Origin of the sequence: Amycolatopsis sp. NPDC049688, assembly GCF_040674975.1 — a bacterium.
Lineage (GTDB): Bacteria > Actinomycetota > Actinomycetes > Mycobacteriales > Pseudonocardiaceae > Amycolatopsis.
Genome location: NZ_JBFANY010000022.1, coordinates 115,722 through 134,067, shown reverse-complemented (window position 1 = coordinate 134,067; position 18,346 = coordinate 115,722). Strand labels below are relative to the sequence as shown.

The 18,346-nt window shown below is 69.1% G+C and carries 20 protein-coding genes and 1 tRNA gene; 18 read left to right on the top strand and 3 right to left on the bottom strand.

What is annotated here, in order from left to right:
• Window positions 1-125 precede the first annotated feature (125 nt).
• Both AB0J55_RS41900 and AB0J55_RS41895 read right to left on the bottom strand, forming a co-directional pair.
• Window positions 126-1,028 carry an SGNH/GDSL hydrolase family protein gene (locus tag AB0J55_RS41900; RefSeq protein WP_364262355.1) on the bottom strand — a complete coding sequence of 301 codons (903 nt, stop codon included), beginning with the start codon at window positions 1,026-1,028 and terminating at the stop codon, window positions 126-128.
• Window positions 1,029-1,085: 57 nt separating this feature from the next.
• Window positions 1,086-2,006, bottom strand: a complete 921-nt coding sequence (locus tag AB0J55_RS41895) for a TIGR03619 family F420-dependent LLM class oxidoreductase (protein ID WP_364262352.1) — start codon at window positions 2,004-2,006, stop codon at window positions 1,086-1,088.
• A gap of 206 nt (window positions 2,007-2,212) precedes the next feature.
• On the opposite strand from AB0J55_RS41895, the gene AB0J55_RS41890 reads away from it, so the two are divergent.
• The 6 genes from AB0J55_RS41890 to AB0J55_RS41865 all read left to right on the top strand — a co-directional run bounded on the left by AB0J55_RS41890 (window position 2,213) and on the right by AB0J55_RS41865 (window position 5,811).
• Window positions 2,213-2,285, top strand: a tRNA-Trp gene (locus AB0J55_RS41890).
• A gap of 26 nt (window positions 2,286-2,311) precedes the next feature.
• Window positions 2,312-2,752 carry a preprotein translocase subunit SecE gene (gene secE, locus AB0J55_RS41885; protein WP_364262349.1) on the top strand — a complete coding sequence of 147 codons (441 nt, stop codon included), beginning with the start codon at window positions 2,312-2,314 and terminating at the stop codon, window positions 2,750-2,752.
• A 73-nt stretch (window positions 2,753-2,825) separates the two neighbouring features.
• The gene (gene nusG / locus AB0J55_RS41880) at window positions 2,826-3,659 is read left to right on the top strand and encodes a transcription termination/antitermination protein NusG (protein WP_364262347.1); all 834 of its coding nucleotides are present in this window, start codon (window positions 2,826-2,828) and stop codon (window positions 3,657-3,659) included.
• Window positions 3,660-3,734: 75 nt separating this feature from the next.
• On the top strand, window positions 3,735-4,172 hold the full coding sequence (gene rplK / locus AB0J55_RS41875) for a 50S ribosomal protein L11 (protein WP_043781763.1): 438 nt from the start codon (window positions 3,735-3,737) through the stop codon (window positions 4,170-4,172).
• A gap of 75 nt (window positions 4,173-4,247) precedes the next feature.
• Window positions 4,248-4,967 carry a 50S ribosomal protein L1 gene (gene rplA, locus AB0J55_RS41870; protein ID WP_033261457.1) on the top strand — a complete coding sequence of 240 codons (720 nt, stop codon included), beginning with the start codon at window positions 4,248-4,250 and terminating at the stop codon, window positions 4,965-4,967.
• Between the two features lie 70 nt (window positions 4,968-5,037).
• Complete coding sequence (locus AB0J55_RS41865; protein ID WP_364262343.1) at window positions 5,038-5,811, top strand: alpha/beta fold hydrolase; 774 nt, start codon at window positions 5,038-5,040, stop codon at window positions 5,809-5,811.
• Here AB0J55_RS41865 and AB0J55_RS41860 read toward each other — a convergent pair.
• On the bottom strand, window positions 5,808-6,749 hold the full coding sequence (locus AB0J55_RS41860; protein ID WP_364262340.1) for a hypothetical protein: 942 nt from the start codon (window positions 6,747-6,749) through the stop codon (window positions 5,808-5,810). The genes AB0J55_RS41865 and AB0J55_RS41860 overlap by 4 nt on opposite strands.
• 283 nt (window positions 6,750-7,032) lie before the next feature.
• Here AB0J55_RS41860 and rplJ point away from each other — a divergent pair, with 283 nt between their 5' ends.
• The 12 genes from rplJ (at window position 7,033) to AB0J55_RS41800 (ending at window position 18,325) form a co-directional block, all read left to right on the top strand.
• Complete coding sequence (gene rplJ, locus AB0J55_RS41855; RefSeq protein ID WP_176173328.1) at window positions 7,033-7,587, top strand: 50S ribosomal protein L10; 555 nt, start codon at window positions 7,033-7,035, stop codon at window positions 7,585-7,587.
• 49 nt (window positions 7,588-7,636) lie between these two features.
• A complete protein-coding gene (gene rplL / locus AB0J55_RS41850) occupies window positions 7,637-8,023 on the top strand; it encodes a 50S ribosomal protein L7/L12 (RefSeq protein ID WP_043781774.1) in 387 nt (128 codons plus the stop codon).
• Window positions 8,024-8,136: 113 nt separating this feature from the next.
• On the top strand, window positions 8,137-8,280 hold the full coding sequence (locus AB0J55_RS41845; RefSeq protein ID WP_364262336.1) for a hypothetical protein: 144 nt from the start codon (window positions 8,137-8,139) through the stop codon (window positions 8,278-8,280).
• Between the two features lie 286 nt (window positions 8,281-8,566).
• Complete coding sequence (locus AB0J55_RS41840) at window positions 8,567-9,748, top strand: ABC transporter ATP-binding protein (RefSeq protein ID WP_364262333.1); 1,182 nt, start codon at window positions 8,567-8,569, stop codon at window positions 9,746-9,748.
• A gap of 38 nt (window positions 9,749-9,786) precedes the next feature.
• Entirely contained in the window at window positions 9,787-10,539 is a 753-nt protein-coding gene (locus tag AB0J55_RS41835) for an ABC transporter permease (RefSeq protein WP_013222532.1), read from the top strand.
• Window positions 10,540-10,543: 4 nt separating this feature from the next.
• Window positions 10,544-11,380, top strand: coding sequence for an ABC transporter permease (locus AB0J55_RS41830; protein WP_191311632.1), 837 nt, complete (start codon window positions 10,544-10,546; stop codon window positions 11,378-11,380).
• The gene (locus tag AB0J55_RS41825) at window positions 11,377-12,702 is read left to right on the top strand and encodes an MCE family protein (RefSeq protein ID WP_364262328.1); all 1,326 of its coding nucleotides are present in this window, start codon (window positions 11,377-11,379) and stop codon (window positions 12,700-12,702) included. The genes AB0J55_RS41830 and AB0J55_RS41825 overlap by 4 nt, the downstream gene beginning before the upstream one ends.
• On the top strand, window positions 12,699-13,727 hold the full coding sequence (locus tag AB0J55_RS41820) for an MCE family protein (protein ID WP_364262325.1): 1,029 nt from the start codon (window positions 12,699-12,701) through the stop codon (window positions 13,725-13,727). The genes AB0J55_RS41825 and AB0J55_RS41820 overlap by 4 nt, the downstream gene beginning before the upstream one ends.
• Window positions 13,724-14,710, top strand: coding sequence for an MCE family protein (locus tag AB0J55_RS41815; protein ID WP_364262322.1), 987 nt, complete (start codon window positions 13,724-13,726; stop codon window positions 14,708-14,710). Before AB0J55_RS41820 ends, AB0J55_RS41815 begins: the two co-directional genes overlap by 4 nt.
• Window positions 14,707-15,891, top strand: a complete 1,185-nt coding sequence (locus AB0J55_RS41810; protein WP_364262319.1) for an MCE family protein — start codon at window positions 14,707-14,709, stop codon at window positions 15,889-15,891. Before AB0J55_RS41815 ends, AB0J55_RS41810 begins: the two co-directional genes overlap by 4 nt.
• Window positions 15,888-17,060, top strand: coding sequence for an MCE family protein (locus tag AB0J55_RS41805; RefSeq protein WP_364262316.1), 1,173 nt, complete (start codon window positions 15,888-15,890; stop codon window positions 17,058-17,060). Before AB0J55_RS41810 ends, AB0J55_RS41805 begins: the two co-directional genes overlap by 4 nt.
• On the top strand, window positions 17,060-18,325 hold the full coding sequence (locus tag AB0J55_RS41800; RefSeq protein WP_364262313.1) for an MlaD family protein: 1,266 nt from the start codon (window positions 17,060-17,062) through the stop codon (window positions 18,323-18,325). The genes AB0J55_RS41805 and AB0J55_RS41800 overlap by 1 nt, the downstream gene beginning before the upstream one ends.
• Window positions 18,326-18,346: the final 21 nt, after the last annotated feature.

Below are 18,346 nucleotides of genomic sequence, written 5' to 3'. Positions count from 1 at the left end.
GAGCCCGCCCTGACAGCAGGCCACCCAACGCCCGTCCTCAATCCGCAGCTCCCATGCGCGCACCTGCCGCCGAGAAACAGTGTTGGAACACTGTTTCTCACTCACGACCAGCCGCGGCAGACCGGCTACGGGAGCTTCAGGACCGCCACCACCGCGTCGGCCATGCCCTGCTCGCCGCGGGCGTTCGGGTGCAGTGGCGCCGCCGGTGAGGCCGGGAGCAGGCTTTCCACCCAGCGCTTGTCCGATGCCGAACACACGTCGTGCCCCTTGCCGGGCGTCGCCGTGTCCGCGTAGCCCGCCCGGTGGGCGTCCGCCTGGTCCTCCAGCATCTTGTTCAGCTTCTCCAGCGCGCCGCGGAAGTACGCGATGTCGCCCGCGCCGAACGGCAACGACGGCCAGCAGCCGTCGCCGTCCGGGAGGACCGTCGGGTAGCCGACCACCACCACCCTCGCCTGCGGGGCCTTCGTGTGGATGCGGTCGAGGATCGCGCCGATCTTCGGGGCCGTCGCGTCGATGCGCTCGGCCAGCTGGTCGTGGCCGCCCGCGGTCAGGCGGTCCTTGCACGGCGAGCCGTTCGAGTGCGTGGTCGCGCACCCCGACGCGTACGAGAAGAAGCCGACGTCGTTGCCGCCGATGCCCAGCGTCACCAGCGTCGTGTCCGCGTTGACCGCGTCCAGCTGGGGCGGGTTCGTGCCGTTGCCCGTCTTCTGGGCCGCTGTCAGGTGCGCTGTCGTCGCGCCGCCGCAGCTGACGTCGGCGAACTGGGCCGGCTTCAGCTTCGCCGAGACCAGGTGCGGGTAGTTGTCGTCCGACCGCTCGCAGCCCGCCGGCGTCCCCGCCTGGCGCCCGGTCCGCGGCGAGGACGTGTACGAATCCCCGAGGGCGACGTACCGGCCGCTGCCGCCGCCGGTGTCCGCGCCGTCCGGGGGTGCCGACGACGAGCCGTGCTGCCACTTGTAGTACCCGAAGGCCAGTAGCCCCACCACGAGCACGACCACCAGGCAGCCGCCACCGCTCTTCTTCGCCACTTCTTCGTTTCTACCGAAACCGGTCCCGCGGCGAGCTACTCAATCCGGGTGACGCGGTCAGCTCGCGATGAGCTCCGCCGCGAGCTCCAAGGCGTGGTCGACGTCCTTCGCGACGTAGTGCAGGTCGAGGAGCACCTCGGTGATGCCCGCCTCGCGCGCGACGTCCAGGCACGGCGGGACGTCGGCCACCGTGTCCACCCCGGTGCCCGGCCGCGGGTTGATCCGCAGCACCCGGCGCAGCCCGCCCGGATCGCGCCCGGCCTTCTCCGCCGCTTCGAGTGCGACGGACCAGAGGCCGTCGAGGTACTGCCTCGGCATCCAGCCGGCCAGCCAGCCGTCCGCGCGGCGCCCCACCCGGGCCAGCGCCGGCGGCGAAAACCCGCCGAGCAGCAGCGGCGGGCGCGGCTGCTGCGCCGGGCGCAGGCCCACCGTCGACGGTGCGATCCGCCACTGCGGGCCCTCGTGCTCCGCCGGGTCGCCGGTCCACAGCGCCTCCAGCGCGTCGAGCAGCTCTTCGAGGCGCCGGCCCCGGCCCCTCCACGGCACGCCGGTGGCGAAGTACTCCTCGCGCAGCCAGCCGAGCCCGAAGCCGACGTCCAGCCGTCCCGCGCTGGCGAGGTCGAGCGAGGTCAGCGCCCTGGCGAGGAGCACCGGGGAATAGACCGGGCCGGTCAGCGCGCTCATCCCCAGGCGGACCGAGTTCGTGACGGCGGCCGCGGCCGCCAGCGTCGTGAACGGGTCGGCGAAGGTCTCGAACTCCCTCGGGTACGGGTGCTCCGGCGTGCCCCCGCCCGGGTAGAGGTCCGACGGCGCGAGGGGCGCCAGGATGCGGTCACCCACCCAGAGCGACGCGTAGCCGAGGCTCTCGGCAGCGGCCGCGAAGCGCGGCACGGCGGCGGGGTCGGCGAGCGGACCGTACTGGGGGAGCGCGAGGCCGAGCCCGGCCGGAGCCCCCGCCGGACGGGGGGTGGTCGTCATGGCCGACATCCTGGCATGATCAGGAGGTCGGCGGGGAGTTTTCCGCAGGCCGGCCGGGGTGCGGTGGTCGATCGGGGGGCGCGGTTGCGGGCCCCCGCGAGGCTTGCCGTAGACTTCGGGACTTGGAACGCACTACGGTCATCCCCGCCTGGATGGTGGGGACGATGGAATGCGTCCACCGGGGCTCCGAGCGATCGGGGCTCCACAGGGGTGTAGCTCAATTGGCAGAGCAGCGGTCTCCAAAACCGCAGGTTGCAGGTTCAAGTCCTGTCACCCCTGCGTAACGGAACTGGTGGAGCGGAGGAGTGGTCGTGAGCGACAGCGACGCCAGCGGCGGCGAGCAGGAGCAGGACGGCACCGGGCAGAAGCCCGAGAGCCCGTCCCGTCCCGTCACAGCCGCTGCCCGGCGTGAGCGCCGTGCGACCGCTCGCCCGGCGGGGAAGTCCGCGGCACGTGCGGACGACAAGACCCGCCCGGCCGGGAAGTCGGGGGAGAAGTCCGCCCCCGACGCCAAGGGCGCGCCGACTCCGAAGCGGGACCAGAAGCCGAAGAAGGCCTCCGTGTTCGCGCGGCTGGTGCGCTTCATCCGCGAGGTCTGGGCGGAGCTGCGCAAGGTCATCTGGCCCAACCGCAAGCAGATGGTCACCTACACCGTGGTCGTGCTGGCCTTCGTGGTCTTCATGGTGGGCCTGGTGAGCGTGCTCGACCTGGCATTCAAGTGGGGCATCGGCAAGATCTTCGGCTGACGCGCCCCCGGCGCGCGCCGATGGGGCCGAGGTCCCGGCCTTGGCCCGCAATGATCAACTGAGAGGACGGAACGTGACCTCCGACAACGGCACAACAGCCGGTCACGACCTGACCGAGCTTTCCGACGAGCAGGTGCACACGGCACTCGGTGACGAGGAATCCGCGCACCTCGAGCCCGTCGACGTGTCGGACTCCGAGGTCGACGACGACGCCGCCGCTTCCGGTGACGACGACGCTTCCGCCGACGACGTGATCGACGAGACCGCGGCCGAGCCCGCCGCGGACGACGAGGACCCGGTCGCCAAGCTGCGTTCCGAGCTGCTCGCCGCGCCCGGCGAGTGGTACGTCGTGCACTCCTACGCCGGGTACGAGAACAAGGTGAAGACCAACCTCGAGACCCGGACCCAGACCCTGGACGTCGAGGACTACATCTTCCAGATCGAGGTCCCGACCGAAGAGGTCACCGAGATCAAGAACGGCCAGCGCAAGCAGGTGCAGCGCAAGGTGCTGCCCGGCTACATCCTGGTCCGGATGGACCTGAACGACGCCTCGTGGAGCGCAGTGCGCAACACGCCGGGTGTCACCGGGTTCGTCGGCGCGACCTCGCGGCCGTCGCCGCTGACCGTGGACGAGGTGCTGAAGTTCCTCGCGCCGCAGGTCGAGAAGGAAGCCCCGGCCAAGGCCAGCAAGGGCGAGGCCGCCGCGGCGGCGCCGCTCGGCGGCCCGGCCGTCGAGGTCGACTTCGAGGTCGGCGAGTCGGTCACGGTCATGGACGGCCCGTTCGCGACGCTGCCGGCGACGATCTCCGAGGTCAACGTCGACGGGCAGAAGCTGAAGGTCCTGGTGTCGATCTTCGGCCGGGAGACCCCGGTCGAGCTGTCGTTCAACCAGGTCTCCAAGATCTGACGGCCGGCCTCCTCGGCCGCAGTCCCCGCGTCCACGGCAGGTACGCGGGGAACGTAGTACAGGACAGGAAAAGAAATGCCACCCAAGAAGAAGAAGCTTGCGGCGATCATCAAGCTGCAGATCAAGGCGGGTGCGGCCAACCCCGCGCCGCCGGTCGGCCCCGCGCTGGGTCAGCACGGCGTCAACATCATGGAGTTCTGCAAGGCCTACAACGCCGCGACCGAGTCGCAGCGCGGGGACGTCGTCCCGGTCGAGATTTCCGTGTACGAGGACCGGTCGTTCGACTTCAAGCTGAAGACGCCGCCGGCCGCGAAGCTGCTGCTGAAGGCCGCGGGCGTGGAGAAGGGCTCCGGCGAGCCGCACAAGACCAAGGTCGCCAAGGTCACCTGGGACCAGGTCCGCGAGATCGCCAAGACCAAGGAGACCGACCTCAACGCGCACGACATCGACCAGGCCGCGAAGATCATCGCCGGCACTGCTCGTTCGATGGGCATCACGGTCGTCGACGCCTGATTTCCCGAAGTACCCGTGGGAGAGCCAGGGCTGGCTCGTCACCACACTGATCCGTTGAATTGAGGAACAGCAGACATGCCCAAGCACAGCAAGGCTTACCGCCAGGCTGCGGAGCTCGTCGACAAGGCGCGCCTGTACGCGCCGCTCGAGGCCGCGAAGCTGGCGAAGGAAACGTCCAAGACCAAGATGGACGCGACCGTCGAGGTCGCGATGCGTCTCGGTGTGGACCCCCGCAAGGCCGACCAGATGGTCCGCGGCACCGTGAACCTGCCGCACGGCACCGGTAAGACCGCCCGCGTCATCGTCTTCGCCGTCGGCGACAAGGCCGCCGAGGCCGAAGCCGCCGGCGCGGACGCGGTCGGCACCGACGAACTGATCGAGCGCATCCAGGGTGGCTGGCTCGACTTCGACGCCGCGATCGCGACGCCGGACCAGATGGCCAAGGTGGGCCGCATCGCCCGCATCCTCGGCCCGCGTGGCCTGATGCCGAACCCGAAGACCGGCACGGTGACCCCCGCGGTCGCGAAGGCCGTGCAGGACATCAAGGGCGGTAAGATCAACTTCCGCGTCGACAAGCAGGCCAACCTGCACCTGGTGATCGGCAAGGCTTCCTTCGACACGGAGAAGCTGGTCGAGAACTACGCGGCGGCGCTGGACGAGATCCTGCGGGCCAAGCCGTCGTCGGCGAAGGGCCGTTACCTGAAGAAGGTCACCTTCACCACCACGATGGGCCCGGGCATCCCGGTCGACCCGCTGCGGACCCGCAACCTCCTGTCGGAGGAAGCGGCCGTCTGAGGCTGAGATCACGAGAAAGGGCGTCCCCGCTTGCTGCGGGGGCGCCCTTTCTTCGTGTCTTATTGACGGCATGCCGACTTTCGCGTCGTTCGACGGCCTCCGGTTGAACTACACCGTGTGGGAGGGCGACGGCGCCCACCGCCCGGTGCTGCTGCAGCATGGCTTCGCCGCGGACACGAACGCGAACTGGATCTCGACCGGCGTCGTCGCGGCTTTGCGTGGCGCGGGTTTCACGGTGATTTCGCTGGACGCCCGGGGCCACGGCCGGTCCGAGAAGCCGTACGACGAGGCCTGCTACGCCGAGGACGCGATGGCGCGGGACGTCTCGGCGTTGCTGGACGAGCTGGGCCTCGACGAGGTGTCGATGGTGGGCTACTCGATGGGCGCGATCATCGCGTTGACGGTGACGGCGGCGGACAAGCGGATCCGCTGCCTCGCGACCGGTGGGGTGGGCTCGGGGATCGTCGACTTCGGTGGGGTGGACCTGCGTGTGGTGAAGCCGGCGGACATCGCTTCGGCGCTGTTGGCGGAGGACCCTGCTCTGGTCCCGCCGTCGGGGGTGCCGTTCCGGCTCCTGGCCGACGCGACGGGCGGGGATCGCCGGGCGCTGGCGGCGGTGGCGCTGGCTTCGCGGGAGGGGCACCTGGACCTGTCGTCGATCGGGGTGCCGACGTTGGTGCTGGCGGGCGAGCAGGACCAGCTGGCGGCGGAGCCGGAGAGGCTGGCGGCGGCGATCGCGGGGGCAAGGTTGGTGCGGATCCCGGGGGACCACATGACGGCGGTGATGTCATCGGCGTTCGCGGAGGCGCTGGTGTCCTTCCTGGCGGCGCCGCACCCGCGCTAGCGGGTCGGGGCCGGGCTGCCGCACTTGGCCGGGCCGGGGGCGTGGCCGGTGATGAGCCACTGGCCCAGTTCGACTTTGGACACCGTGAAAACACCCAGCGCGGGCCCGCCGGTGATCGAGAACGAGCAGGAGTCGATCGTGACCACGTCGCCGGGCAAGGGCTCGGAGACGTACGACGGCACCGATTCGGCGTAGTTGTTGCGGTCCTTCGGCTGCACCTGCGCGTGGATCGCCTGGACAGCCAGGCGGCAGTCGTTCTGCCCGAGGTCCTGGGCGAACTTGCTCTGGATGTCGACGCCCTTGGTCGCGTCGTAGGCGAACCGGCCGCACGCGTCGTCGACGCTGCCCTGGGCGATGTCCTGGTACACGAAGCGAACGGCCTCGTAGGGATTCTTCGAGAACACGTGGTTCGTGTGGTACTTCCCGCCGCCCTCCTGGGCCAGCTGGGCGGAGGACTTGCCCGAGTCGTTCGGGAAGAAGTGGTTGTACAGCCAGGTGGCCGCGAGGCCCAGAATGACGATCGCCAGCACCCAGGCGATGACCTTCTTGCCGAGCCAGGTGACCCACTTCGGTGCGCGACGGCGTTCGGTGGGCACCAGCTGGTAACCCGGCGGAATCATCGGCGGCTGGCCGCCCTGCTGGGGCACCGGCTGTGACGGCGGGGCCTGAACCACTCCGGCGTTCGCCGGGGGTGCCGGCTGGTTGCCCTGCTGAGCCTGGGTGAACTTCAGGTAGTCCTGGAACTGCTGGAACTGGCGGAACTGCTCCAGCTGGTCCGGGTCCATCGGGGGCTGACCGGAGCCACCGGACGGCTGCGGGAGCGCCGGCGAGCCCGGCACGGAGGGCTGGGGCAGCGCCGGCAGGCCGCCCGTGGGCGCGTTCGGGCCCGCCGGTTCGATTTCCGAGCCCGGCTTTCCGTCATCGCGCTGCTCCGCCACGTGACCATGATGCCCCACTCCGCCGCGAAGGTGGGGGTCGGAGAAGGCATGTCGGCTTGACAAGGTATTCTCGATGACGGTTCTACCGAAGACCGCTGGTTTTCCCCGCCGCAGGTGGGGAACGAAGGTCCCGCATCACGCCGGGCGGCCCGCGCAGGAGGAACGAGGCCGGGCACCCAGGTGCCCGAAGACGCCCCGCGCCTGTCTGCGCGAGGGCGTTTCGTCGTTTTGCGGAGCCCCTCGAAGAGCCAGTGGAACCCACTAGCCAAGAGAGGAGGCGACCATGGCGAAGCCCGACAAGGTGGCGGCCGTCGCCGAGATCGCGGAGAGCTTCCGCACCAGCTCGGCCACCGTCGTTACCCAGTACACCGGCCTCTCCGTGTCCCAGCTGTCCCAGCTGCGCCGCGCTCTCGGCACCAGTGCCAAGTACCGGGTCGCGAAGAACACCCTGGTCAAGCGGGCGGCCGAGGACGCCGGCATCCAGGGTCTCGAGGACCTGTTTGTCGGTGCGACCGCCATCGCCTTCGTCGAGGGTGAAGCTGTCGACGCCGCCAAGGCGCTTCGCGACTTCGCGAAGGACAACAACGCGCTTGTGATCAAGGGCGGCTACATGGACGGCAAAGCGCTGTCCGTGGACGAGATCAACCGGATCGCCGATCTCGACAGCCGTGAGGTCCTGCTCGCCAAGGCGGCGGGCGCGTTCAAGGCGAAGCTTTCCCAGGCCGCCGCGCTGTTCCAGGCGCCGGCGTCCCAGGTCGCCCGCCTGGCTGCCGCGCTGGAGGAGAAGCAGCGCGAAGCCGCCGGTACCGAAGCAGCCGAAGCACCCGCCGAGAGCTGAACCACCCCCACCCCGAACGTCTAGTTCGTTTTTCTGAGAGGAAGCCATCATGGCGAAGCTGAGCACCGCCGAGCTGATCGACGCCTTCAAGGAGCTGACCCTCCTCGAGCTGTCCGAGTTCGTGAAGGAGTTCGAAGAGGTCTTCGACGTCACCGCCGCCGCGCCGGTCGCCGTTGCCGCTGCCGCCCCGGGTGCCGCCCCGGCCGCCGCCGCCGAGGAGCAGGACGAGTTCGACGTCGTCCTCGAGGGCGCCGGCGACAAGAAGATCCAGGTCATCAAGGTCGTCCGCGAGGTCGTCTCGGGCCTGGGCCTGAAGGAGGCCAAGGAGCTGGTCGAGGCCGCTCCCAAGGCCCTCCTGGAGAAGGTCGACAAGGAGGCCGCCGAGGCCGCCAAGGAGAAGCTCGAGGCCGCGGGCGCCAAGATCACCATCAAGTGATCCCGGGCGCGTCAGCGCCTGCGCACCACCTCGTGACGGGGCGGGCATCCACCAGGATGCCCGCCCCGTCCCTTTTGCCCGGATGTTGCGCGCGCGGCCCCGGCAGCGACTCGATGACCATGACCGACCCCGAACACCTCGAGCTCCTCGTCCGCCGGCTCACCGACCGCGAGCCCCGGCTCGCCCTCTCCGTGGCGGCCGTCGTCGCGCCCGTGCTGTTCCTCCTGGTCGTCGCCGCCCTCGCAGTGATCCCCTAGGGCCGGTGTCCGAATAGCCCGGGCCCCTAAACCGCGGGTTCCGGGGCCGTAAGAACTGCGCTGTTGCCCCGTTTGGGCTACCGTGCTGCGCATTGGCGATCACGGCGGGATGACGATGGGCCTGGGGCTGGCCAGAAAAGAAAACTGGTGAGTAACCTGTTCGCACTCAGCTCGTTGCACCTGGTTGACGCGGGTTCGTGGGCGCCACCGGCCCACATCCGCCGCCGGCGTGGGTGGCAGGGTGTGGCAGCGGGCGCAATGACGCGGAACAGCTCCTGGAGGTGCGATGGGTGCCGAGGTGGTCATCGAAGGTCTGACGAAGTCCTTCGGTAAGCAGACCATCTGGCGGGACGTCACGTTGACGCTCCCCCCGGGCGAAGTGTCGGCCATGCTCGGCCCGTCAGGGACCGGCAAGTCCGTCTTCCTCAAGTCGATGATCGGGCTGCTCAAGCCCGACCGCGGCCGCTGCGTGATCAACGGTGTCGACATCGTCACCTGCTCCGAGCACAAGCTCTACGAGATCCGGAAGCTCTTCGGCGTCCTCTTCCAGGACGGCGCCCTGTTCGGCTCGATGAACCTCTACGACAACGTCGCCTTCCCGCTGCGCGAGCACACCAAGAAGTCCGAGACGGAAATCCGCCGGATCGTGCTCGAAAAGCTCGACATGACCGGTCTGAACGGCGCCGACAAGAAGCTCCCGGGCGAGATCTCCGGCGGGATGCGCAAGCGCGCCGGCCTGGCCCGCGCCCTGGTGCTCGACCCCGAGATCATCCTGGTCGACGAGCCGGACTCGGGCCTCGACCCGGTCCGCACCACCTACATCTCGCAGCTGTTCCTCGACGTCAACGCGCAGATCGACGCCACGTTCCTGATCGTCACGCACAACATCAACCTGGCCCGCACGGTCCCGGACAACCTGGGCATGCTCTTCCGCAAGGAACTGGTCATGTTCGGCCCCCGCGAAGTGCTGCTGACCAGCGAGGAGCCGGTCGTCAAGCAGTTCCTCAACGGCAAGATGCAGGGTCCGATCGGCATGTCCGAGGAGAAGGACTCCGCCCAGATGGCCGCCGAGCAGGCGATGTTCGACGCCGGCCACCACGCGGGCGGGGTCGAGGACATCAGCGGGGTGCCGCCGCAGATGCAGACCACGCCGGGCGTGGCCACCCGGATGGGTGCCGTCCGCCGGAAGGACCGGGTCATGGAGATCATGCACCGGCTGCCGCCGGCCGCGCAGGAGAGCATCATCGAGTCGCTGAGCCCGGAAGAGCAGCGCCACTACGGCGTGCGGCCGCACCGCGGGCAGCCGCAGCAGGTCCCGGCCGGGATGCGGCCGCCGGGTGACGGCGTCCCGAACCAGCACCACGGCCAGCTGCCCGCCGACCAGGTGGCCCGGATCCCGGGCGGCGGCCAGCCGCCGAGAACCGGCACGCACCGACTGCCACCGAACAACGGGCCAGGTGGCCGGTGAGCTCTCCCGCAACACAGGCGAAGATCCCCGGGATCGGCATGCTCCGCGAGACCGGGAACCTGTTCGCCCTCGGCCTGGACATCGTCCGCGGCCTGTTCCAGAGGCCCTTCCAGCTGCGGGAGTTCATCCAGCAGTCCTGGTTCATCGCGAGCGTGACCATCCTGCCGACGGCCCTGGTGGCCATCCCGTTCGGCGCGGTCATCTCGCTGCAGTTCGGCTCGCTCGCCCGCCAGCTGGGCGCGCAGTCCTACACCGGCGCGGGCTCCGTGCTCGCCACCGTGCAGCAGGCCAGCCCGCTGGTCACCGCGCTGCTGGTGGCGGGCGCGGGCGGCTCGGCCGTCTGCGCCGACATCGGCGCCCGGACCATCCGCGAAGAGATCGCCGCGATGGAGGTGCTCGGCGTCTCCGCGGTCCAGCGGCTGATCGTGCCGCGCACCCTCGCGATGATGCTGGTCGCGCTCCTGCTCAACGGCATGGTCAGCGTCATCGGCGTGCTCGGCGGCTACTTCTTCAACGTCGTGCTACAGGGCGGGACGCCGGGTGCGTACCTGGCGAGCTTCTCCGCCCTCGCGCAGCTGCCCGACCTGTGGGTCGGTGAGCTCAAGGCGCTGATCTTCGGGTTCATCGCCGCCGTCGTCGCGTCCTACCGGGGCCTCAACCCCTCCGGCGGCCCGAAGGGCGTCGGGGACGCGGTGAACCAGTCGGTGGTCATCACGTTCCTGCTGCTGTTCGTCGTGAACTTCGTGATCACCCTGATCTACCTGCAGATCGTGCCCGGAAAGCTGGACTAGCGCCATGACGTTCCTCCAGGGCGCGAAACGCGTCGTCAACCGGCCGCTCCAGACGCTGGACACCCTCGGTGACCAGATGTCCTTCTACGGCCGCGCGCTGCTGTGGACGCCGCGGACCATCCGCCGCTACACCAAAGAGGTGCTCCGGCTGCTGGCCGAGGTGAGCTTCGGCTCCGGCTCGCTCGCCGTCATCGGCGGCACGGTCGGCGTGATGGTCGGCCTGACGCTCTTCACCGGTGTCCTCGTCGGCCTCCAGGGCTACTCGGCGCTGAACTCGATCGGGACGTCGGCCTTCACCGGCTTCCTGACCGCGTTCTTCAACACCCGCGAGATCGCGCCGCTGGTCGCCGGCCTCGCGCTGTCCGCCACGGTCGGCGCCGGGTTCACCGCGCAGCTGGGCGCGATGCGGATTTCCGAGGAGATCGACGCCCTGGAAGTCATGGGTGTGCCGAGCCTGCCGTACCTGGTGACGACGCGGATCATCGCCGGGTTCGTCGCGGTCATCCCGCTCTACATCATCGGCCTGCTCAGCTCGTACCTCGCGTCGAGACTGGTCGTCATCTACATCTACGGCCAATCAGCAGGCACGTACGACCATTACTTCGACCTCTTCCTGCCACCGCAGGACGTGCTCTATTCGTTCATCAAGGTGCTGCTGTTCAGCGTCCTGATCATCCTGTCGCACTGCTACTTCGGGTACCGGGCGACCGGTGGCCCGGCCGGCGTCGGCGTCGCGGTCGGCAAGGCCGTGCGGCTGTCCATCGTCACGGTGTCGATCATGAACTTCTTCATCGGGTTCGCCATCTGGGGAACCGACGTCACGGTAAGGATCGCGGGATGAGGACGCTCCGACGCAGGCTGCTCGGCCTGCTGCTCATCGCCGTGATGGTCGGCGGGGTGGCGCTGTCCATCGCGCTCTACGACAAGGCGTTCACGCCGGTCGTCACGGTCAAGCTGCAGGCCGACAAGATCGGCAACCAGCTGATCAAGCAGTCCGACGTCAAGGTGCGCGGGCTGATCGTCGGGTCGGTGCAGGACATCGTCGCCACCGACCACGGCGCCGAGCTGACGCTGGCGCTGCAGCCGGAGTCGGCGAAGCTGATCCCGGAGAACGTCTCGGCGCGGTTCCTGCCCAAGACGCTCTTCGGCGAGCGGTTCGTCTCGCTGGAGATCCCGAAGGACCCCTCGGCGAAGACCCTGGCCAACGGGGACGTCATCCCGCAGGACCGCACGTCGAGCGCGGTCGAGCTGGAGCAGGCGTTCTCCCACCTGATGCCGGTGCTGCAGGCGGTCCAGCCGCAGAAGCTGTCGGCGACGCTCACCGCGATCTCGACGGCGCTGCAGGGCCGCGGCGACCAGCTCGGCGACACGCTGTCGCAGCTGGGCACCTACATCGGCGAGCTGAACCCGCACGAGCCCGAGCTGCAGCACAACCTGAAGGCGCTGGCGGAGTTCTCCGACCACCTGAAGGACGCCGCGCCGGACCTGGTGCAGAGCCTGGACAACCTGAGCACGACGACCCGGACCGTGGTCGACGAGCGGCAGCACCTGAGCGACCTCTACGGCAGCCTCACGCAGGCGTCGGTGGACCTGCAGACGTTCCTGCAGAACAACAAGGACAACATCATCTCCCTCGTCGGCACCGCCCGGCCGACGGCCGAGCTGCTGGCGAAGTACGCGCCGGAGTACCCCTGCGTGATCTCCCAGATGGCGAAGAACGTGCCGCTGATCGACCAGGCGCTGGGCGCCGGCACCAACCAGCCCGGCCTGCACGCCACGATCGAGATCATCGTGCCGCGCGCGCCCTACCAGGCGGGCAAGGAAGAGCCGCGGTTCGAGGACAAGCGCGGCCCGCGCTGCTACGACATCAAGGACATCCCGAAGCCGTTCCCGTCCGAGCCGCCGGACGGCGCGTTCAAGGACGGCACGCTGCACCAGGCCGCGCCGAAGAGCGCCGGCGAGGGCCTCAACCCGGCCAAGTTCAAGGCCGACGCGGCCGGCAACGGCGGCAGCGGTGGTGATCTGGCGTATTCGACGGCGGAGCAGGGCTTCCTGGCCGACCTGCTCGGCCCGCAGCTGGGCATGAACGCCGCCGACGTCCCGGGCTGGAGCTCGCTGCTCGTCGGCCCGCTGTACCGGGGTGCGGAGGTGACGGTCAAGTGAGGGGCCTGCTCGCGCCGCTGATCAAGCTGGGCATCTTCGTGGTCGTCACCGTGCTGTTCACGACGATCCTCGGGATCAGCATCGCCAACATCAACACCACCAGCACCAACGCCTACCACGCGCGGTTCACCGACGCGACGCTGCTGCTGCCCAACGACGACGTGCGGATCGCCGGTGTCCGGGTCGGGCAGGTCAAGGACGTCAAGATCGTGGACAAGCGGCAGGCCGAGGTCGAGTTCGAAGTGGACGCCGGGCGGACGCTGCCGGCCGGGGTGACCGCGCAGATCAAGTTCCGCAACCTGGTCGGCCAGCGGTACGTCTCGCTCGGCGAGGGCGACGACAGCTCCGGCAAGACGCTGCCGCCGGGCGGCACCATCCCGCTGGAGCGGACCACGCCCGCGCTGGACCTGACCGAGCTGTTCAACGGTTTCAAGCCGCTGTTCACCGCGCTCAACCCCGACGACGTCAACAAGCTGTCCTACGAGGTCATCCAGGTCCTGCAGGGCGAGGGCGGCACCGTGGAAAGCCTGCTGTCGCACACGGCGTCGCTGGCCACCACGATCGCCGACAAGGACCAGGTGATCGGCGAGGTCATCGACAACCTCAACTCGGTGCTCGACACGGTCAACGCGCACACGCCGCAGCTCAACGACCTGATCGTGAAGCTGCAGCAGCTGGTGTCCGGGCTGGCCGCCGACCGCAAGCCGATCGGCGACGCGATCGAGAGCCTCGGCAACCTGGCCGAAACGACGTCCGGGCTGCTCGGCGAGGTGCGGGAGCCGCTGAAGAACGACATCAGCGCGCTCGGCAACCTCACGAACCAGCTGAACAAGAACGAGCCGGAGCTGGAGCACTTCATCCAGTTCCTGCCGACCAAGGTGAGCACGCTGACCCGCACCGCGGACTACGGCTCCTGGTTCAACTTCTACGCCTGCGAGTTCTCCGGGAGTGTCAGCTTGCCGCCCCTGATCAACGACGTGGCCCTCCCGTTGATCCCGGTCAACCGGGCGAGGTGCCAGGGATGAAGTCCTTCCAGAAGCGCAACCCCGTGCCGATCGCGCTGGTCGGGATCGTCGTGCTGGCGCTCGGTTTCACCGCCGCGCTCAACTCCGACGACCTGCCGGTGATCGGCGGCGGCACCACCTACAGCGCCGAGTTCAGCGAAGCTTCCGGGCTGCAGAAGGACAACGACGTCCGGATCGCCGGCGTCAAGGTCGGCAAGGTCAGCGACATCGAGCTCGACGGCGCGTCGGTGAAGGTGTCGTTCAAGGTCAAGGACGCCTGGCTGGGCGACCGGACCAGCGCCGCGATCAAGATCAAGACGCTGCTCGGGCAGAAGTACCTGTCGCTGGACCCGCAGGGGGAGAAGGCGCTGAACCCGGGCACCGGCATCCCGCGCGACCGCACGATGGCGCCCTACGACGTGCTCGACGCCTTCCGCGGGCTGTCCCAGACCGTCGACAACATCGACACCAAGCAGCTGGCCCAGAGCTTCGACACGATCTCGCAGACTTTCGCCAACACGCCGCAGGACGTGAAGGGTGCCCTGTCGGGCCTGTCGAAGCTGTCGGACACGATCGCCTCGCGCGACCAGCAGCTGTCGAACCTGCTCGCCAACACCCGCGAGGTGTCGCAGACGCTGGTCGACCGCGACGCCGAGGTACAGAAGCTCCTCGACGACGGCAACGACCTGCTCGCCGAACTGGCCAAGCGCGAGGACGCGATCACCGCGCTGCTGAACGGCTCCCGCGAGCTGGCCACCCAGCTGCAGGGCCTCATCGACGACAACGGAAAGCAGCTCGACCCGGTGCTGACCCAGCTCGACCAGCTGACGTCGATGCTGCAGCGCAACCAGGACTCGCTGGCCGAGGGGCTCAAGAAGTTCGCGCCCTTCATCCGCGTCTTCACCAACACCATCGGCAACGGCCGCTGGTTCGACAACTACATCTGCGGCCTGCTGCTGCCGTCGTTCGGCCCGATCAACGAAGAGGGGTGCTACACGAAATGAGTGACACCCGTCTGGGCGCGGCCCTGACCCGGGGCTTCACCATCGCGATCGTGCTCGCGCTCGTCGTCGCCGGTGGCATCTGGTGGACCCTCAAGGACGCCGGCCGCAACCACCTGACCGCGTACTTCGCCGGCGCTGTCGGCCTGTACGAGGGCAACAGCGTGCGGATGCTCGGCGTCGACATGGGTACGGTCACCAAGATCACGCCGATGGGCAACCAGGTGAAGGTCGACTTCGAGTACGACCGCTCGGTCGCCGTCCCGGCCGACGCCAAGGCGCTCATCGTGGCGCCGTCGCTGGTTTCGGACCGGTACGTCCAGCTGGCCCCGGCCTACACCGGCGGCCCGCGGATCTCCGACGGCGCGGTCATCGGCCTGGACCGCACCGAGGTGCCCTTGGAGGTCGACCAGCTGGCGTCGAGCCTGGCCCGGGTCAGCGAGACCCTCGGCCCGAACGGCGCCAACAAGACCGGATCGCTGTCGAACCTGCTGAACACCGCGGCGGCCAACGTCGACGGCAACGGCCAGGCCCTGCACGACACGATCACCAAGCTCGGCCAGGCGGCCGGGACGCTGGCCGGCAACAAGGACGACCTGTTCACCACGGTCCAGAACCTCGGCAAGTTCTCGCAGACGCTGGCCGACTCCGACAAGTCGGTCCGCAGCTTCGAGAGCCAGCTCGCCGACGTCAGCGGCTACCTGGCGTCCGAAAAGGACAACCTGGCCGCGACCGTGCAGCAGCTGGGCACCACGCTCACCTCGGTGCAGACGTTCATCGACGCCAACCACGACCGGCTCAAGTCCAATGTGGACAAGCTGGCCGGGATCACCAAGGTGCTCGTCGACCAGCGCAGCTCGCTCGCCGAGATCCTCGACGTCGCCCCGGTCGGCCTGAGCAACCTGGTGAACACCTACAACGGCGCGTCCGGCACGCTCGACGCCCGGCCGAACCTCAACGAGCTCACCCAGCCGCCGCTGGTGATGATCTGCCGGCTCCTCAAGCAGGTCGGCACCAAGGGCATCCCGGACGTGCTCGGCAACGCCTGCGAGAACATCGCCGCCGTGGTCGACAAGGTGATCCCGCTGCCGTCCGTGGCGCAGACCGTGCAGGCCCTGCAGTCCGGTCAGCTGCCGCCGCTCCCGCTGCCCATCGCCGGGCAGCTCTACGGAGGTGGCCAGTGAAGAAGCTCCTGACCGTCGGGGCGCTCGCCACCGCGTCCGCGCTGGTGCTCTCCGGGTGCGCCTTCAAGGGCATCTACGACCTGCCGCTGCCCGGTGGCGCCGACCTCGGCGACCACCCGTACACGGTGAACGTCGAGTTCCGGGACGTGACCGACCTGACCCCGCAGGCCGGGGTGAAGGTCGACGAGGTGCCGGTCGGCCGGGTCGAGAACGTCGGCCTCACCAAGGACGGCTGGCACGCGCTGGTCACGCTGAAGGTGAACGGCGACATCAAGCTGCCGGCCAACGCGATCGCCAACGTGAAGCAGTCCAGCCTGCTCGGCGAGAAGTACGTCGAGCTGGCCTCGCCCGGCACCGACCAGGCCCAGGGCAAGCTCGCCGACCACGCGACCATCCCGCTGGCCCGGACGAACCGCAGCGTCGAGGTCGAAGAGCTGCTCGGCGCGCTGTCGCTGCTGCTCAACGGCGGGGGGATCGACCAGCTCAACACGATCACCAAGGAACTCAACAAGGCCACCTCCGGCCGCGAGCCGGACATCAAGGCGCTGCTGGACAACGCGAACCAGCTGGTGACCAACCTGGACAAGCAGTCGCAGAACATCACCCGGGCCATCGACGGGCTGAACCGGCTGTCCTCGACCCTGAACGACCAGAAGGACAAGCTGGTCGGCGCGGTCGACAACCTCGGGCCCGGGCTCGGCGTGCTGGAGCAGCAGCGCGGCCAGCTGGTCACCATGCTGCAGGCGCTGGACCACCTCTCCGGCGTCGCCACCGACACGGTCAACAAGTCGCAGAAGGACCTCGTCGCCGACCTCAAGGCGCTGACGCCGACGCTGCAGAAGCTCGGCGAGGCGGGCAACGACCTGCCGAAGGCGCTGCAGATCCTGCTGACGTTCCCGTTCAGCGACCAGGCCGTCAACGGCGTCAAGGGCGACTACTTCAACCTGTACGCGAAGGTGGACCTGAACCTGAAGACCATCGTCGACAACCTGGGCAACAGCCGGCAGAACGCCCTGTCCGGGCAGCTGCCGCTGGCCGGGCTGACCGGCGGTGTCCAGGGCACGCCGGCCAACCAGCCACCGCCGCTGCCGATCCCGGGCGCCGGGCTGCAGTCGTCGAAGCCGGGCCTGGGCAACCTCTTCGGGCTCCTCTCGGGAGGTGCGGGCTGATGCTGATCCGCCGGACGAAGATCCAGCTGGTGGCCTTCGCGGTCATCTCCGTCGTCGCGATCGTCTACGCACTGATCCGGTTCGCCGGGCTCGGCAGCGTGTTCGGCAACGACGGCTACACGGTGAAACTGCAGCTCAACGAATCGGGCGGGATCTTCACCAACGCCGAGGTCACCTACCGCGGCTACAACATCGGCCGGGTCGGCGAAATGCGCCTCACCCCGACCGGGCTCGAGGCCGACCTGAACATCGACCCGTCGGCGCCGAAGGTGCCCGCGGACCTCGACGCGGTCGTCGCCAACCGGTCGGCGGTCGGCGAGCAGTACGTCGACCTCAAGCCGAAGGCCGACCAGGGCCCGTACCTGCAGGGCGGCTCGGTGATCCCGGCGTCGAAGACGACCACGCCGGTCAGCACCGACCGGCTGATCGGGGACCTCGACTCGCTCGCCGCGTCGGTCCCGGTCGACTCGCTGCGCACGGTCGTCGACGAGTCCTACGACGCCTTCCGCGGCACCGGCGGCGACCTGCAGAAGCTGCTGGACACCGCGCGCAGCTTCACCACGACCGCGCAGGAGTACCTGCCGCAGACGATCCAGCTGCTGGACGCCGGTGGCCAGGTCCTCGACACGCAGAACGACGAGGCGAAGAACTTCGCGTCGTTCAGCAAGAGCCTCAACGAGCTCACCGGCACCCTGAAGAACTCCGACGGCGACCTGCGCAAGCTGATCGGCATCACGCCGCAGGTGGCCGCGCAGGTCAGCCAGGTCCTGAAGGAGTCCGGGCCGGGCCTGGGCGCGTTGACGGCGAACCTGCTCACCACGGCCAACCTGACCGTGACCCGGCTCGACGGGATCGAGCAGGGCCTGGTCACGTACCCGGCGCTGGCCGGCGCGGCGAGCAGCGTGGCGCCCGGCGACGGCACCGCGCACCTCGGCCTGGTGCTGAACCTGTTCAACCCGCCGGCCTGCACCAAGGGGTACCTCCCGTACTCGCAGTACCGCACCGGGAACAACCTCACCCCGCGGCCCGCGGCCGACAACGCGTACTGTGCCGAACCGAAGGGCAGCCCGATCAACGTCCGCGGAGCGCAGAACGCGCCCTACGGCGGAGTGCCGGTCGCGCCGTCGGACAGCGACGTCGCGGCCAACGCGAACCGGCCCGCCGAAGAGCTGGCCGAGGAGCGGGACACCCGGGGCGTGCCGGGCATCGTCGGCAGCCCCGGCGTCAGCCTGACCAGCCTGGGCTCGCTGCTCGGCCTGTCCTGACGTGGATTTGATGACCGTTAC